General features: G+C 33.7%; 16 protein-coding genes and 2 pseudogenes. 14 read left to right on the top strand and 4 right to left on the bottom strand.

What is annotated here, in order from left to right; genetic code table 11:
* Nucleotides 1-6 precede the first annotated feature (6 nt).
* The 9 genes from EVI01_RS08635 to EVI01_RS08595 all read left to right on the top strand — a co-directional run bounded on the left by EVI01_RS08635 (nucleotide 7) and on the right by EVI01_RS08595 (nucleotide 9,154).
* Nucleotides 7-2,091: a cation:proton antiporter gene (locus EVI01_RS08635; protein ID WP_010751260.1), complete on the top strand. Its 2,085-nt coding sequence runs from the start codon at nucleotides 7-9 to the stop codon at nucleotides 2,089-2,091.
* A gap of 194 nt (nucleotides 2,092-2,285) precedes the next feature.
* Nucleotides 2,286-4,172, top strand: coding sequence for an ABC-F family ATP-binding cassette domain-containing protein (locus tag EVI01_RS08630; protein WP_010751259.1), 1,887 nt, complete (start codon nucleotides 2,286-2,288; stop codon nucleotides 4,170-4,172).
* Nucleotides 4,173-4,182: 10 nt separating this feature from the next.
* Nucleotides 4,183-5,130: a thymidylate synthase gene (locus EVI01_RS08625; protein WP_010751258.1), complete on the top strand. Its 948-nt coding sequence runs from the start codon at nucleotides 4,183-4,185 to the stop codon at nucleotides 5,128-5,130.
* 19 nt (nucleotides 5,131-5,149) lie between these two features.
* Entirely contained in the window at nucleotides 5,150-5,656 is a 507-nt protein-coding gene (locus tag EVI01_RS08620) for a dihydrofolate reductase (protein ID WP_010751257.1), read from the top strand.
* A 210-nt stretch (nucleotides 5,657-5,866) separates the two neighbouring features.
* Nucleotides 5,867-6,709: a DegV family protein gene (locus EVI01_RS08615; protein WP_010751256.1), complete on the top strand. Its 843-nt coding sequence runs from the start codon at nucleotides 5,867-5,869 to the stop codon at nucleotides 6,707-6,709.
* Between the two features lie 142 nt (nucleotides 6,710-6,851).
* Nucleotides 6,852-7,742, top strand: a complete 891-nt coding sequence (locus tag EVI01_RS08610) for an SGNH/GDSL hydrolase family protein (protein WP_010751255.1) — start codon at nucleotides 6,852-6,854, stop codon at nucleotides 7,740-7,742.
* A gap of 2 nt (nucleotides 7,743-7,744) precedes the next feature.
* Nucleotides 7,745-8,398: a YpmS family protein gene (locus tag EVI01_RS08605; protein ID WP_081185136.1), complete on the top strand. Its 654-nt coding sequence runs from the start codon at nucleotides 7,745-7,747 to the stop codon at nucleotides 8,396-8,398.
* A gap of 19 nt (nucleotides 8,399-8,417) precedes the next feature.
* A complete protein-coding gene (gene msrA / locus EVI01_RS08600) occupies nucleotides 8,418-8,936 on the top strand; it encodes a peptide-methionine (S)-S-oxide reductase MsrA (RefSeq protein WP_010751253.1) in 519 nt (172 codons plus the stop codon).
* A complete protein-coding gene (locus EVI01_RS08595) occupies nucleotides 8,933-9,154 on the top strand; it encodes a YozE family protein (protein WP_010751252.1) in 222 nt (73 codons plus the stop codon). Before msrA ends, EVI01_RS08595 begins: the two co-directional genes overlap by 4 nt.
* A 350-nt stretch (nucleotides 9,155-9,504) precedes the next feature.
* Here EVI01_RS08595 and EVI01_RS14105 read toward each other — a convergent pair whose 3' ends face one another.
* Entirely contained in the window at nucleotides 9,505-9,720 is a 216-nt protein-coding gene (locus EVI01_RS14105) for a hypothetical protein (RefSeq protein ID WP_244150157.1), read from the bottom strand.
* Nucleotides 9,721-10,151: 431 nt separating this feature from the next.
* Between EVI01_RS14105 and EVI01_RS08585 the strand changes: the two genes are divergently transcribed.
* From EVI01_RS08585 to lepB, 3 genes are all read left to right on the top strand, one after another.
* Nucleotides 10,152-10,784 (top strand): hypothetical protein, encoded by a 633-nt coding sequence (locus tag EVI01_RS08585; protein ID WP_010751251.1) that lies wholly within the window; start codon nucleotides 10,152-10,154, stop codon nucleotides 10,782-10,784.
* Between the two features lie 14 nt (nucleotides 10,785-10,798).
* A complete protein-coding gene (locus tag EVI01_RS08580; protein ID WP_025480659.1) occupies nucleotides 10,799-11,026 on the top strand; it encodes a hypothetical protein in 228 nt (75 codons plus the stop codon).
* 494 nt (nucleotides 11,027-11,520) lie between these two features.
* Entirely contained in the window at nucleotides 11,521-12,072 is a 552-nt protein-coding gene (gene lepB / locus EVI01_RS08575) for a signal peptidase I (RefSeq protein ID WP_025480658.1), read from the top strand.
* A 280-nt stretch (nucleotides 12,073-12,352) separates the two neighbouring features.
* On the opposite strand, the gene EVI01_RS08570 is transcribed toward lepB, so the two are convergent.
* The 3 genes from EVI01_RS08570 to pepG1 form a co-directional block, all read right to left on the bottom strand.
* Complete coding sequence (locus EVI01_RS08570) at nucleotides 12,353-13,198, bottom strand: IS3 family transposase (RefSeq protein WP_146811612.1); 846 nt, start codon at nucleotides 13,196-13,198, stop codon at nucleotides 12,353-12,355.
* A 26-nt stretch (nucleotides 13,199-13,224) separates the two neighbouring features.
* Nucleotides 13,225-13,920, bottom strand: a complete 696-nt coding sequence (locus EVI01_RS08565) for a helix-turn-helix domain-containing protein (RefSeq protein ID WP_010751247.1) — start codon at nucleotides 13,918-13,920, stop codon at nucleotides 13,225-13,227.
* Nucleotides 13,921-14,005: 85 nt separating this feature from the next.
* The gene (gene pepG1, locus EVI01_RS08560; protein WP_010751246.1) at nucleotides 14,006-14,149 is read right to left on the bottom strand and encodes a type I toxin-antitoxin system toxin PepG1; all 144 of its coding nucleotides are present in this window, start codon (nucleotides 14,147-14,149) and stop codon (nucleotides 14,006-14,008) included.
* A 387-nt stretch (nucleotides 14,150-14,536) separates the two neighbouring features.
* On the opposite strand from pepG1, the pseudogene lplA reads away from it, so the two are divergent.
* Nucleotides 14,537-15,482 (top strand): annotated as a pseudogene (gene lplA / locus EVI01_RS08555) (lipoate--protein ligase).
* 419 nt (nucleotides 15,483-15,901) lie between these two features.
* Nucleotides 15,902-16,147: pseudogene (locus EVI01_RS08550) on the top strand (hypothetical protein); the annotation flags it as partial.

Here is a 16,147-nt window from a genome sequence, read left to right as displayed (position 1 = left end):
TAGGCCATGGAATTTGCTGAGTTAGTGATCGTATTTGCAGTAACGATTACTTTATCTAACATAGCTAGTCGCATTTTACCAATGATTCCAGCTCCACTAATTCAAATATTTCTTGGAATTATCTTAGGTTTAACCAAATGGGGACAATCGATCAACTTTGAACCAGAATTATTTTTGGTCATGATCATTGCGCCATTGCTTTTTCGTGAAGGCGAAAAAGCCGATGTTTCATCGATCCTTAAAAACTTTGACACGATTCTATTTTTGGCTTTCGGTGGGGTGATCCTGACATTAGTCGGAGTAGGAGCCACGTTATCATTTTTGTTACCTAGTATCCCTTTAGCTGCTTGTTTTGCTTTTGGGGCAGCACTTGGCCCGACTGATGCAGTAGCTGTCAGTTCCTTGTCTGGACGAGTAAATGTACCAGAAAAGGCGATGCATATTTTAGAAGGAGAAGGACTCTTAAATGATGCATCTGGAGTTACTGCTTTTCAGTTTGCTCTGGCAGCGTTGGTGACTGGGTCATTTTCTGCTGTCCAAGCAGGATGGACTTTGGTATTTTCAAGTATAGGTGGAGCCGCAGTAGGTTTTTTACTTGTATGGGTCAAAAGAAAAGTAATTAATTTGATTGAGAAAGCTTCGGCAAGAGATGTCACGGGTTATTTATTGATTGAGTTATTATTACCGTTTTTGGCGTATGTTTTAGCAGAAGTTGTGGATGTTTCAGGAATTATTGCTGCAGTGGCAGCTGGAATATTACAAGCCTCTGGTTTTAGAAAAATATCGGTATTTGATGCGGAATTATCAAGTTTGTCCAATAGTACTTGGACAACTATCGCATTTACATTAAATGCTTTAGTGTTTATTTTTTTAGGAATCGAATTAACTCAAGTTTTTTCTCCGGTATGGGGCGATGGTCTTTATTCAAATTGGTGGCTTTTACTAACAATTTTGTTGATTTCGATGATGTTATTCGTGATTCGATTTGTTTCAATTAGTCTCTTTTATTTGTTTAAAAATAAAGGGAAAAAAGTAAAGGAACAAATGAATGAAATTTTGATTTTAACTTTTGGGGGAGTAAAAGGAACCGTTAGTTTGGCTACGATTTTTATTTTGCCTTTTTCAATTAATAGCATGGTTTTTTATCAACGCTCGCTTTTATTGTTTTTGACTGCTGGAGTCATTTTAGTCACATTGATCGTAGGGATCCTCGTGTTACCGATGTTGACAGAAACAGAAGAAGCGGCAAAAACAGATTTAAATGCTTTGATGATCTTAGAAGATGTGGTAGAAGTTTTAAAAGCTGAAATCAAAACTTTAGAAAAAGATTCAAAAGAATATTTAGCCACAGAAGCTGTGATTGAAAATTATCAGGATCGTATACGCGACCTCTACTTAAAAGATTTAACAAGGGATGAAAAACAAGAAGTCCAAGAAATTCAAGGACTGATCTTATCAATCGAACGAGATGGAGTAGATGAAAGTTATCGCTCGGGTAAACTTTCTTCAAATGGTTATCGTTTTTATTCACGGTTTCTTTCAAACTTCGAACATTCAATCACGAGTCAGTTTCTTTCTTTTATAGGCTTCTGGTTTATTTTTGTTCGCCGATTGATCCGAATCGTTCTCCATCCTAAAATGTTTTGGCAACGACAAAAATCCGATCGCCAAACATTAATTTCGGAAAAAGACATTCAGGAAATTCGTGAAACTTATCAAAAAAATACGCAACTAATTATTGAAAGTCTGGAAAATTTAACAGACGTTTATGATGGTACAATGGTGGATTTTTTTATCCAGCAAAGAAAGATTCAAGGTATAAAAATGGCTTCTGGTAACCTTATCTCTGCTTGGATGATTCAACAAGATAGTCTTTATTCTAAGAAAATGTTACGTGGCTATTATTTAGAACGTAAAATTGTCGATGAATATGAGGAAACAGAGAAAATCACCACTTTTTCTGCAAATAATTATCGGAAAAATATTAACTTACTTGAGTCATACACAATGAATAAACCAATGGATGACTTTTCATTCCGATTTGCAATACGTGCAAAGAAACGTTCAATTACCATTAAAAAAGCGAAATAATTTTCTGTATAAAGGATAATCATAAAAAATTGAAAAAGAGTAGCACAACGTCAATACTATTTTGATATTGTGCTACTCTTTTATTTTGTTTTGAACTAAAGTTAACATCATTTCGACTCACATATCTTTTATTAGAAAAACATCTGTAATTAAATTATTTTATGATACAATAACCAAGATGAGGAGGGAATGTATTGAAAGAACTAAAAGTAACTGACCTCAGAAAAACGTATGGTGAAAAAAATTTATTTGAAACAATTAGTTTTATGATCCACGAAAAAGATCGAATTGGTTTGATCGGAACAAATGGAACAGGTAAAACAAGTTTATTAAATATTTTGGCAGGAATCGATAGTGGAGATGGGGATCGTCAGAGCGTTTTTTATCCAAATGATTATCGAATCGGGTATCTCTCACAAACCTCGGAATTTCCAAATGAATTGACAGTTCTTCAAGCTGTATTTCAAGGAAATAGTCCGCTAATCCGTACCGTTAGAGCGTATGAAGAAGCCTTGATTGCTTTAGCTGAAAATGGTGAAGATGAAAGCAATCAAAAACGTTATGCGAAGGCAGAAGAGCAAATGAATAAAGATGACGCATGGTCCACAGATACGAATGCAAAAATCATCTTACAAAAATTAGGAATCAATGAATTAGATAAAACAATTAGCACACTGTCTGGTGGACAAAAGAAACGCGTAAGTTTAGCCCAGGTTTTAATTGATGAACCAGATTTATTGCTACTAGACGAACCAACCAACCACTTAGATTATGAAGCAATCGAATGGTTAGAGAATTATCTAAAACAGTATCGTGGGGCATTATTGATGGTTACCCATGACCGTTATTTCTTAGATCGAGTAACCAATCGAATTTTTGAACTTTCTTTTGGTAAACTTCATGAATATAAAGGAAACTATGAAGCTTATATTTTGGAAAAAGCAGAAAGAGACCGCATAGAAATCGAACAAGAAGAAAAACGCAAACGACTTTATAAACAGGAATTAGCTTGGATGAGAGCGGGAGTTCAAGCCCGTGGAACCAAACAACAAGCGCGTATCAATCGTTTTGAAGACCTCAAGGAAAACTTGTATCAAGTGAATCATGAAGAAGACTTAGAACTAAATATTGCAACTAAACGCTTAGGTAAAAAAGTATTGGAAATCAAAAATGGCAGTTACTCTATTGACGGTAAACTATTAATTGATCATTTAGACTTATTGATTCAATCGAGAGAGCGTCTAGGAATAACAGGGAAAAATGGAGCTGGAAAATCTACTTTATTGAATCTCCTAGCTAACCATATACCTTTAGACCAAGGAAGGCTTATAGTAGGAGAAACCGTCCGCATTGCTTATTACACACAGGAAAACGAAGAAATGGATCCAGAAAAACGAATGATTGCTTATCTGCAAGAAGCAGCAGAAGAAGCAAAAACAGTGGATGGCGGACAAATTGGTGTAGCTGAACTGTTGGAAAGATTTTTGTTTCCTCGTTTTATGCATGGAACGTTGATCAAGAAACTTTCTGGCGGAGAAAAAAGACGTTTGTTTTTATTGAAATTGTTGATTCAACAACCAAATGTTTTACTGCTAGATGAGCCGACAAACGACTTAGATATTGCCACTTTGACGATCTTAGAAGATTATTTTAAGAGTTTTCCAGGAGCAGTTATTACTGTTTCTCATGATCGTTATTTCTTGGATAAAGTGGCGGATAAATTACTTATTTTCCAAGGAAATGCAAAGCAAGAATTGTATTATGGAAATATGTCGAGCTATTTGCTAAAACAAAAGGAAACAACGGCTATCACTGAAAAGGAACATACCAAGGCGGAGACAAAAGTAACCCCTAAAGATAAGAAAAAACTTTCTTACATGGAACAAAAAGAATGGGAAACAATTGAAGATGAAATTGCTGAGATAGAAGAAAAAATAACAGAATTGCAAGAGGAAATGAACCATCAAGGGGACAATTTTACGAAACTCCAAGCACTACAAACGGAAGTTTCAGAAGCTGAAAATAAATTAGAAGAAAAAATGGCTCGTTGGGAATACTTAAGCGAATGGGTAGAAGACTAGGAGGATTAGAATGGAACAAGCATATCTTGATCTAGGTAAGAAATTATTGGAAGAAGGACATGAAAAAGGTGATCGAACGGGTACAGGGACACGTAGTATTTTTGGTTATCAAATGCGCTTTGATTTACAAAAAGGGTTTCCCTTACTAACGACAAAACGTGTTCCTTTTGGATTAATCAAAAGCGAATTGCTGTGGTTTTTAAAAGGAGATACCAATATCCGCTATCTTTTACAGAACAACAATCATATTTGGGATGAGTGGGCATTTGAACGCTATATTACAAGCGATGAATACAAGGGACCAGATATGACAGATTTTGGTCATCGAAGTTTAACTGATCCTGAATTTAATAAATGCTATAAGGAACAAAGTCAATTATTTTGTGAAAGAATACTAAATGATGATGTGTTTGCTGAAAAGTATGGCGATCTAGGTCACATTTATGGTTATCAATGGCGTCATTGGGAAACAAAAGAAGGTGGTTTTATTGATCAAATCAAAGAGGTTATTGAATCAATCAAAAAAACACCAGATTCAAGACGATTAATTGTCTCGGCATGGAATCCTGAAGATATTCCTAGTATGGCTTTACCACCTTGTCACACGATGTTCCAATTCTATGTTCATGACGGTCGTTTGAGTTGTCAGCTCTATCAACGTAGTGGGGATGTGTTCTTAGGCGTTCCTTTTAATATTGCAAGTTATGCGTTATTGACGCATTTGATTGCTCATGAAACTGAACTAGAAGTAGGAGAATTTATCCATACCTTAGGAGATGCTCACTTATATTCAAACCACGTAGAACAAATGATGGAACAGCTTTCTAGAGAAGTACGTGCCTTTCCTACATTGGTTTTAAATACAGAAAAAAAATCTGTCTTTGATTTTGAAATGGATGATATCAAAGTAGAAGGCTATGATCCGCATCCATCAATCAAAGCACCAATCGCAGTATAGAAGTAGAAAGGATGAGTATATGCTAGCTGCAATCTGGGCACAAGATGAAAATGGATTAATCGGCAAAGAGGAGCGACTACCTTGGCGACTACCGAATGATTTGAAATTTTTTAAACAAATGACTGAAGCAAATACTTTGGTGATGGGAAGAAAAACATTTGAAGGAATGGGAAGCCGTCCTTTGCCGAATCGTCAAACGATTGTAATGACCAGAGATCGAAACTACCAAGCGGATCATGTCCTCGTGATGCATGATGTTCAAGAAGTCTTAGGCTATGCGAAGGAAAACGACGGTATTTTATTTGTTGCAGGAGGATCAGTAATCTATAAAGAATTTCTCCCATTTTGTACGATTTTATATCGGACGGTTATTCATCATTCATTTGAGGGAGATACGTATTTTCCAGAAATTGATTGGAATCAATGGTCACTGATTAATATTAGTCAGGGCGAAATAGACGAAAAAAATCCTTACGCCTATCAATTTGAAACATACCAAAGAAAAGAAAACAAAGAAGAAAGTTAAAATGGCTTACTCTTTAAAGTAAGTTGATGCTCTTTTCAGGAGGGTTTTTCTCATAGGAATAATCAAAAGGGTTATTTTGATGAAAACGGCTTCGTTTCTAGAGGTATTTAATGAAAAAACCTTAGTTGTCTGTTATACTAAAAAAAGAAATTGTCTTGATGTTTATGTTAGTAATGAACAGGCATCTTGTTAAAGAAAGAGTGAGACAGTATGACAAACGTAAAAATTGTAACAGATTCCTCTTGTACAATGGAAAAAAGCGTACGAGATCATTTAAATATCCATGTTATGCCATTAGCGATAATGATTGATGGCGTTGTATATCCTGATGATGATCAGCTGGGTGGAGAGAAATTCATGGAGATGATGGCTCAAGCAAAAGCATTACCCAAAACAAGTCAACCCCCCATCGGAGAGTTTATTTCCATGTATGATACTCTTGGAGAAGATGGTAGCGAAGTCATCTCTATCCATATGACAAAGGGACTTAGCGGTACCGTCGAAGCTGCACGTCAAGCCAGTCATTTAACAAAAACAAAAGTAACAGTTATTGATAGTGACACGACTGATCAAGGGTTATCTTTTCAAGTGATTCGAGCAGCAGAATTAGCAAAAGAAGGAAAAAGTACAGAGGAAATACTTGAAGAAGTAAAAAAAGTCCAAGAAAACACAAAGTTATATATTGGTATTTCTACTTTAGATAATTTGGTAAAAGGCGGACGTATTAGTCGAGCAACTGGCTTACTTTCAAGTGTTTTAAATATTCGCGCTGTGATGAACTTTACACATGGTGAATTAGTTCCAGTAGCTAAGGGACGTGGAAAGAAAACGTTTGACAAGTGGTTCAATAATCTAAAAAAAGAATTAAAAGAACTGCCTAACGTTCAACAAATTGGTATCTCTCACGCTGATGCCAAAGAACTTGCTCAGGAGTTCAAAGAGGGATTGCAGGAGTTATTTCCTGACATGCATATTCCCATTCTACACACCAATCCAGTGATTGCTACTCATACAGGAAAAAACGCATTTGCGATTATGTATTATGTTGATTAAGTGAAAAGGATAAATCAATGGTTTATTACCATTGGTTTTATCCTTTTTCTTTGGAATAATTCTTATTTTTTTCAGAAACACTACCTTTTTATATAAATTTTTGATAATATAAGAAACAATCGAATAAGATGAGGTGAAAAACATGAAATTAACAAAACGACAGCTATTGCTCGTTTTGTTCCCGATACTTATCGCTATTTTTGTTTATACAGGATTAACGTTGTCGATACCTAAAGCTGAACCATTATTGAAACCAGTAGCAACTGTTAGCCCACGAACAGACCAAAAGGAAAAAATCCATTACGTGGCTATTGGTGATTCTTTAACTGAAGGAGTAGGAGACCAAACAAAACAAGGTGGTTTTGTTCCATTAGTAGCGAATGATTTAAAGGATCGTTACGATCTGACAGCGGTGGAAATTGAAAATTATGGTGTAAACGGAGAACGAAGCGATCAGATTTTAAAACGAATGAAGAAAAAAGAAACAATCCAATCCAATATTAAAACTGCTGATTTTATCACGTTGACTGTTGGTGGCAATGATTTAATGAAAGTCATTCAAAATGATTTATTTGGAATCAGTGTTCAGTCATTTAAAAAACCTTTAAAAAATTATCAAGAAAACGTAAAAAAAATAATTGAAGAAATTCGATCATTAAACAATCATGCACCTATCTATATACTAGGTATTTATAATCCTTTTTATTTGAATTTTCCTGAGATAACTGACATGCAAACCATCGTAAACAATTGGAATGCTGGAACTGAATCCATCGTCAAAAATTTTGATGAATGCTATTTTATCCCAATTAATGATTTATTGTATCAAGGGTTAAATCAACAGGTGGGAGTAACTGAAGGAACAACAGACCAATCAAATACTAATGAAAGTTCCTCCAGTGCGAAAAATAATGTCTTATACGAAGAAGATCATTTCCACCCCAATAATTTAGGCTACCAGCTAATGGCAAATGCAGTGCGAGACAAATTGATTGAGACACAAGAACAATGGTTGTCGAAGGAGGACGAATAGAAATGGATAAACGTTCAAAAAAAACTTCTACACAAGTGACAAATAAAAATTATTGGAAGTGGGCTTTTTTGATTCTTCTAGGAGTAGTCCTTGGATCAAGTATTTTTTTAGGTACACGTATTTTCGCAAATCGTGAGCCAAAATTCGCAGAAGTTCCAGCAATCACTCAAAGGCAAGGGGAACCTGTCTTAACCATCAATACGAATAAAGAAAAAGTCAATCAGATGATTAGTTTTTTCTTATCGAACTATCAAAAAGACCAAGACATTTCTTACAAATTTTATCTTGAAAATGAAGCACTGTTAAATGGTACTTTTAAAGTATTAGGTTTTCCTGTTAATTTTTATCTTTACTTTGATCCGTATGTGATGGAAAATGGCAATGTTCAATTGAAGGCAAAAAGCCTTTCAATAGGGACATTAAGTTTGCCGATCAAAGATGTAATGAATATGATCAAGCGAAACTACAAACTGCCAGATTGGATTGAAATAAATACCGATGACTTAACAATTATGCTTCGTTTAGATCAATTTCGAATGCAAAACGGTATGTATATTCGAGCTGATAAAATTGATCTAGTCAATGATGATATTCGCGTTAGTTTGTACTTACCAAAAAATGTTGAGGAAAATACAAATTCAACAGAGAAAAAATGATGGGATTGGAGGCTATAAAATGGAGCGAGCAATTTTTGCAGGCGGATGTTTTTGGTGCATGATTCAACCTTTTGATACATTACCAGGGATTCATACGATTATGTCTGGTTATACAGGAGGACATGTACCGCATCCAACTTATAAACAAGTCAAAGAAAAAACGACCGGTCATACAGAAGCTGTGGAGATCATTTATGATCCAGAAAAAATTTCTTACCAAGAATTGGTTGAAATCTATTGGCAACAGACGGATCCTACTGATGCTTTTGGTCAATTTGAGGATCGTGGGGAGAACTATCGACCCGTTATTTTTTACACAACAAATGAACAAAAAATAATTGCAGAAGAAAGTAAAAAGAATTTAGCGACTAGCGGTCGCTTTGCACAGCCAATCGTTACGACGATTGAAGAAGCAAAACCATTTTACTTAGCTGAGCCGGAACATCAAGATTATTATAAAAAAAATCCAGAAAATTATGAACGAAATCATGCGAGAAGAGCCGCTTTTTTAAAAGAAAATTGGGAGGAAACATTGTGAATCGAAGCTTTTATCATTACTTAATGACACTTCGGGGTGGGAAGTTAGAAGATCCACTTTCTGCTTTTGCTACAGAAGCAGGAAAGGATATCCAATTCCCTAAATATAGTACCAGTTACGAAGAGATTTCGGATTATCTTGAATTAAACGTTGACTATTTGTCCTCAATGGATATATTCGATGAAGTATGGGAAAAATATATAGAAAATAATCGTTAAAATATCAAGTCTAGAACAAAGTAATAAACACTGTTTAGTTGAAAATCAAATTAGCAAAAAAGGTTATCTTCTACTAAAATTATCATTAGTCATGATTGGTATCGAATGATTTCACCAATCAATTGGTAAAATTTACGATTAAGTGCATAAGCAACACTGTAGCTGCTATTTACTAAGGGCTATGAAAAAACAATTTAGCGATGATTTGTTTAGAAGGTTCACAGATAAAAGTTTTAATCGAAAGAAAATAAGCCATGACAATAAACGTTCTGGCTTGTTTTTTTTTGAAAAATGAAGGATTTTTCCATGCTCCTACATGTTCATCCATAAAGGTTTCAATGTATTACCGCTTAAATTTTGGACGTCAAGAGAAAATATTTCTTCTTTTGGATTGCCCAATACCACTTGTAACTACTATCATTTTCTTTGGCAATTTCTACAAATTTCTTCACGGCATCCACATTTTCTATGCGAAAGAGAATCAATGTGACATTGGTTTCTTTGCTGTCAGCAAGTTCTTTGTCTTTTAAGATGTGAGTAACATCATCTAGAAGGTGTCTTCTCAAATTATTGCACTTGCTTGTTCGTTTGAACATTCTTCATTTTTTTTTTGAAGAATAATTTCCAAAAAAATCAACAATTGGGCTGCGTTTTCAATGGGAAAACTAACAAAAAAACTATCCTTTTTTTTGACTCGTTTTTTCACAGCTCTGCTCTTGTACTATTTTTTTGTAAAAGTTGTCAAAAAAAGAGAACTTAATATAAAACTAATGAAGTCTTTCTAAACAGGGCTTTTTCTACAAAACTATTGTCCTAAATTGGTTATTCGTATAGATATTAAATTGTTTTTGTGTTAAGTTACATGTACAATAGATAAAAGCGATTTCTTTTGGTGCCATAGTTTTTATAGTTATTGCACTTTTTTTCTGTATAGCTTTTTATTTTCTCTAGGAATAAGTGAAAAGCATTAAATTAATTAAAAGGAGCATAAGATCGTATGGGACTAAAAAAATTATTACTCTTTTATCTTCGTGTATTCGGAGAATTTGCTGGACAAACGTTCTTGAATGGTCAAATCCATGATCAGAGCCAGAAACAAGAAAATGAATTAGGCAAAGAACCAGAATATAGGAAGGAAATCAGCAATTTACTTGATGAAGTTCAATCTCATTCAAAAAGCCACGAAAAACACAGAACTGAGAAGGAGGCTCAGCAATTGCCAAATCAGTTAGGTGAAATGCAAGATAATGATCCAAGGCATCCATATTCTGCTTACAGACCTGAAGAAGCTCATTTATATTCAGATGCAATTAAAAAAATAAAGAACCGTATTAAGAAAGTAGAGGGAAAGGTTAACGAATTCAAAGAGAACATGAAGAATAACCTCCCAAGAAATAAGATATCAGAAACAAATCTTAATAAGATTCAAAGATTATGCAAGAAATTCATTGGGCTAAGTTTTAAGGTACATAAAATTCAAGTTAAGATTAAAAAGGATAGGAAAAAGGTTAACAACAAGTTAAGACGGAATAGGGTAGAAAACAGTGCAGAGGCTCAAGAATATGTTGAAGAACTTAATCATGAATTAAAGCTCATGAAAAAACAAAAAAACGTGTCGCTCATCTTATAGCCGATTGTAAAAAAGTGGAAAATGCAGTAGAAAAGGCTGTAGAAACACAGAAATCCTATTCAGCTCAACAAGAAACACTTATTCTAAAAAAGTATGAAGAAATCTCAGTCGAGCTTGACGAGAAAATTAAAGAAATAAAGGAACACTGTAAAAAAATAGGCTGTTCTGATACCCTTAGTAAGGGACAGGATAACGAACTTTCAAGATTAGAGAGTGAAAAAATGATCTACGATTTGAAATGATTAAGGAGCAAAACTCTATAGTCGTGCTTTTAAAAGAAGGAAAAATACGCTCTTCTGTAGCTAATAAGTATCTCGAGGAATATGAAAGACTTGTTAATAACTCGGAAAACGTAAGAAATAGAAGAAATGTGTCAGAAAAGCAACGCTTTTCTGACAAACTAGCAAGCATGGCTACCAATAACAATAGAAGAAAATCAAAGAAAGCTTTTAAACAACGAGAGATAGTATATTCCAAGTAGCTTAAACAAAGTGTGTAAACCTCTAGAATTTGTGTCAAGCGACGCAAATTCTAGAGGTTTTTCAAATAGAAAATCAAAGAATGTGCTTTAAAGTGTACACCTCACGTAAAAAACATGATGAAAGTCTCGTTGATAAGGTTATCAACTCTTACTCATCCTCCTAGAAGAAAAAAATGTGGTTATCTAGTCGCATTTTTTGTTTTTTTTTTCTATAATAGATAATGAACAAGAATTTTAAGGGTGGTCTGATGGGTATTGACAAAAAAACAACGTTATATAGACCGTTTCTGGCTTATAATTAAATATATAATCTGTTCTATTTTTATTGCATTCATTTTGAGAGGTTTTCTCTTTATTCCGGTTCCAGTGGTAGGAAATTCTATGGAGAACGTCTTGAAACAAGGGGACATGGTTATGATGGAAAAATTTTCTGAAATTAAACGGTTTGATGTCGTTGTATTTCAATTAGCAGATGGAACGATTTATATCAAAAGAGTGATCGGGTTACCAGGAGAAACAATTAGCTATGAAAATGACCAATTGAAAGTGGATGGAAAAGTGATCAAAGAACCTTTCTTAACGAAGAATCAGAAATCGGATCATGAAAGCATGCCGTATACAACAGATTTTACACTTGATGAATTGACCAATAACACGAAATTACCTGACAAAAGCTATTTTGTTCTGGGAGATAACCGACGAGTCTCAAAAGACAGTCGCTCATTTGGTACGATCACAGAAGCGGATATTTTGGGAAAAGCTCGGTTTGTCTACTATCCATTACATGATATCAAATGGATTAGATAGAGAAATATTTATTTAAAGGTAAGTGAAGCGCCATGTAAAATGGCGCTTATTTTTTGGCTTTTTGTTACGAAAGATGACACGGTTTAATCAGAATAAGTTATAATGAATGATGAAAAGAGGAATTGCGCTAACAATTCCCCTATTGACAGCACCGCTAAAGACGGTGGCAAATTTAATCGTATTTCAAAAAGAAATAGCTAGTACTCTGCTTGAACCACTACCTGTCAAGTAGACATGGTAAATAAAAAAATATTTACTCCTAGATTAATTCTAGGAGTTTTTATATAGCTATTTTTCTAAATTCTAGTGGGGTTAATCCATTAAATTTAGGGACATATCGTTTGTTTTGATAGAATTCTATATATTTTTCAATTCCTTTTTCTAGTGAATCTAAAGTTTGAAATTTATATCGATAATAATATTCTGATTTTAAAACACCCCAAAAAGACTCAATAGGCTGATTATCCAGGCACTTACTGACTCGAGACATACTTATAGTGAAATTTGAACTCTTACTTAATAAATTATATTCATTAGATGTATATTGAAACCCTCTATCACTATGAATTATAGGTGTTGCTTCAGGATTTAATTCTAAGGCTTTTTTTACAGTATCCATCACGAGCTTGTTATCATTTTTCGTACTAAATACATACGATACAATACTTAAATCATATCTATCTATAATGGCACTTATATACGCTTTTTGATGATTACCATAAAACAAATAGCTAACATCAGTAAACCATTTTTTATTAAGTTTAGATGCTACAAAATCTCGACTAATCACATTTTCAAACGTATGCTCTGGAACTATTCTAACCCAGTCAGATCGTTTTTTACGAATTTCAGGATATAAATTCATAGTTCTCATTAATCGACGAACCTTTTTAGAACTGATATTTATATCGAGTTCTCTTTTTAAGGCACATTGAATACGCACAACACCAAAGGTTTTGTCTGATTCTTCAAAGATTCTTTTAATCTCTAATGCTAACTTCTCAATCTTGATTTCCTGTACTGATTTTTCTTTATTTAACCACTTATAGTAACCACTCCGACTTACTCCTATTGAATCACAAAGATTTTTTATCTTATATCCTTTTGTTGTATGGAGCTCTAAAATCGTTTGATAATAACTTTCTTTGTAGCTTAATGAAAAGTTTTTTTGTTCCGATTGAGCTCTTGTAACTTTTTTTCAATATCAATTTCCATTTCTAAAAATTCATTACGGTCTCTTAATTTTTTGTTCTCCAGTTTTAGTTTATCTATTTCTGATAACTCTTCAATGATTTGATTTCTGCCACGCTTATCCTGTAATCCTTGAATTCCTTTAGAATTATATTTTTTAATCCATGTATAAATCTGTTGATAAGAAACACCATATTTTTTAATGGCTGCTTGATAGTTATAATTATGAGCTATTGTATATTGAACTATTTCTAGTCGTTTTTGTATGGATGTTTTCCTAGATGTTTTTTTACTTTTCATAGTTGAAAGCCTACTCCCTGTAGTTTTGAGTTCTTTCTGCCTATTATAGTTTTTTATCCATGCTTTTAAAACAGCCGTTGAAGAAATATTAAATTCTTCAACAGTCCTTTGGATAGATTTTCCATCTAAAATAACTCTTTTAACCGCTGCTATCTTTTCTTGATATGTGTAACTATACTTTTTTCTATACGGTTGTAAAGATTCGGGACCAGACTTTTTATACTTTCTAACCCAGTCTGATAAAGTTCCTCGATTCAGATTATTTTCTTTCGCAACAGTAGTAACGGTTTTTCCGTTTTTTATAACTTCATTAACTAGAAATACTCTGGTATCAAAATCAGTTCTATTCATGGTCATAAAAAATACACTCCTTATAAAGTTTAACTAGATTTTTTATTTCTAGTGTCTACTTTATGGGGAGTGTATCACGCTAAAGTGACGGCTATTTCTTTTTGTCGTGTTTAAGCAAAGACACAACCAAACCAATCAAAGTCATGGTAAACATACCAAAGGCGAGAATGGTTTGAATTGTCTCATATGCGAACAAAAGGCTACTCCTTTCATTGATTTTAGCACTTACCAACATAAGCACCCCCACCTTTTTTGAAGTTGCCACCGTCATTAAACTTTACTGTCTCGATGATTATATCATGTATTCTAATGTATTTCCTTGAAACTAAAAAAACAAATGGTTCTTTTGTGTGGAAGTTGAATAGCAGAAATATGGTATATGAATTAATAATTGGAGACTAAGGCGCAATGTTATTCCTGAATTTCAAAATAGTTAAAGTGAGAACAGAAACGTAAAGAACAAACAGAGGATATTGTTCTAGCATTCTGAAAATGGCTGAGCAATTAAAATGAAAAAAATATTAAAGATAGTATTTCTTATAAAAATAATCGTTGCAAATTTCTTGCTTTTTTTTCTATAAAAGTGATGATAGGAAAAACGAAAAAGTTAGAAGGTCTATTTATGCGCTATCATATAATGGAAAGTCAAGATATCCGTAGGAATTTAGCAACAGAAGAGTATTTGATGAATCATTTTACGAGTGAAGACTCCCTTTTTTTGCTCTATATTCAAAAGCCTAGTGTGATTATTGGCAGGAATCAAAATGTGTATGAAGAAATTGATTTAAATTATCTAAGGGAAAACAAAGTGACACTCACGCGGCGTATATCAGGAGGTGGGGCAGTCTATGATGATTTAGGTAATCTTAGCTTTAGTTTTGTTGGTCCAAAAAATTCAATAAAATTTGGCGACTATGAATCCATTGTTTCACCTATTCTGCAAGCATTGAAGAATATGGGCGCAAAAAATGCCAAGGCTGGTGGACGAAATGATTTATATGTAAACGGGATGAAGTTTTCTGGAAATGCCATGTATACAAAAAAAAATCGAGTATATTCTCATGGTACATTAATGTACGCTGTTGATCTAACGATTCTTGAAAAAATATTGACAGTTTCAAAGGAAAAAATCGAGTCTAAAGCTACTCCATCCGTACGTAAAGCGGTCACGAACATCAAGCCTTTTTTAAAACCGGCGTTTCAATTTGAAAAAATCGAGGATTTCCGTGATGCGCTGATTTGTGAAGTTTATCATGTCAATGAACTGAAAGAAATAAAAGAAAAAAGATTGGATTTATGGAGAAACACCAAAATTTACGTTGAGTCGTCGAACACGCATTCCCAATGTAGGAATCGTTGATGTGCGTTTGAGTACTACAAAAGGAAAAATTTCAGCAATCCGTTTTTATGGTGATTATTTTGGACAAAAAGACATCAGCTACTTGGAGAAAAATTTGCTTAACCAACCGTTTATCTATGAAGCAATAAAAGAAGTATTGCGAGATATTAATGTGTCAGATTATATTTTTCGTTTTAGTAATAAAGATTTATTATCTCTTCTATTCTAGTTAAAAACGATCGTTCCAACTTTTAGAAATGAACAAATACGACGAGAAAAAATGAAAGAAAACTAAAAGCCCTTCAAGGTGGCTTCCTTGAAGGGCTTTTTAAGATATCGTAAAGCTGACTTATTCATCAATAATGAGAGAGGATAATCATAATCTGTCATTTTTTGAAGCGATGAAAAGGAAGCGCTCATCTATTTAAACAATACATAAATGAATGAAAATGGAAAAATTATGAAAAGAAAACTTGAAATTTCTTATGGATACGAAAACGTTTTTATGATACGCTATAGACAACAAATTCAGAAAAAAGCGTTTTCCATTAATGAAATAGTTTTTATAGTTGTGCGATTTTTTTGTCTAGCTTTTTACTTTTCATAGGATAAGTGAAAAGCATGAAATGAAAAGGAGATTGATATGATATGAGACTAGACCAGATGGTAACTAATGCGCTTCAACTATCGAGCATAGTAAATGGAATGCTTATTTCAGAGAACCAAAATCAAGGGAAAGAATTAGGGGAAGTACCAGATTTAGAAAGCAGGTTTGAAATTGACCTTTTATCGGAAGAAACGCAACCAGACAAAAAAAGACACGCAAAACATAGAATTGAGTTAGACACTCACCAATATTCAAAACCTTTAGATGAAATGTCAGACGATGATCCC

Source organism: Enterococcus villorum (assembly GCF_007990225.1).
In the GTDB taxonomy this organism is placed as follows: domain Bacteria; phylum Bacillota; class Bacilli; order Lactobacillales; family Enterococcaceae; genus Enterococcus_B; species Enterococcus_B villorum.
This window is presented reverse-complemented; position numbering and strand designations above follow the sequence as displayed.

Coding starts and splice junctions, on each gene's coding strand:
- EVI01_RS08635 (WP_010751260.1), top strand. CDS start 7: ATGGAATTTGCTGAGTTAGTGATCGTATTTGCAGTAACGATTACTTTA.
- EVI01_RS08625 (WP_010751258.1), top strand. CDS start 4,183: ATGGAACAAGCATATCTTGATCTAGGTAAGAAATTATTGGAAGAAGGA.
- EVI01_RS08620 (WP_010751257.1), top strand. CDS start 5,150: ATGCTAGCTGCAATCTGGGCACAAGATGAAAATGGATTAATCGGCAAA.
- EVI01_RS08615 (WP_010751256.1), top strand. CDS start 5,867: ATGACAAACGTAAAAATTGTAACAGATTCCTCTTGTACAATGGAAAAA.
- EVI01_RS08610 (WP_010751255.1), top strand. CDS start 6,852: ATGAAATTAACAAAACGACAGCTATTGCTCGTTTTGTTCCCGATACTT.
- EVI01_RS08605 (WP_081185136.1), top strand. CDS start 7,745: ATGGATAAACGTTCAAAAAAAACTTCTACACAAGTGACAAATAAAAAT.
- msrA (WP_010751253.1), top strand. CDS start 8,418: ATGGAGCGAGCAATTTTTGCAGGCGGATGTTTTTGGTGCATGATTCAA.
- EVI01_RS08585 (WP_010751251.1), top strand. CDS start 10,152: ATGGGACTAAAAAAATTATTACTCTTTTATCTTCGTGTATTCGGAGAA.
- EVI01_RS08565 (WP_010751247.1), bottom strand. CDS start 13,920: ATGACCATGAATAGAACTGATTTTGATACCAGAGTATTTCTAGTTAAT.
- pepG1 (WP_010751246.1), bottom strand. CDS start 14,149: ATGTTGGTAAGTGCTAAAATCAATGAAAGGAGTAGCCTTTTGTTCGCA.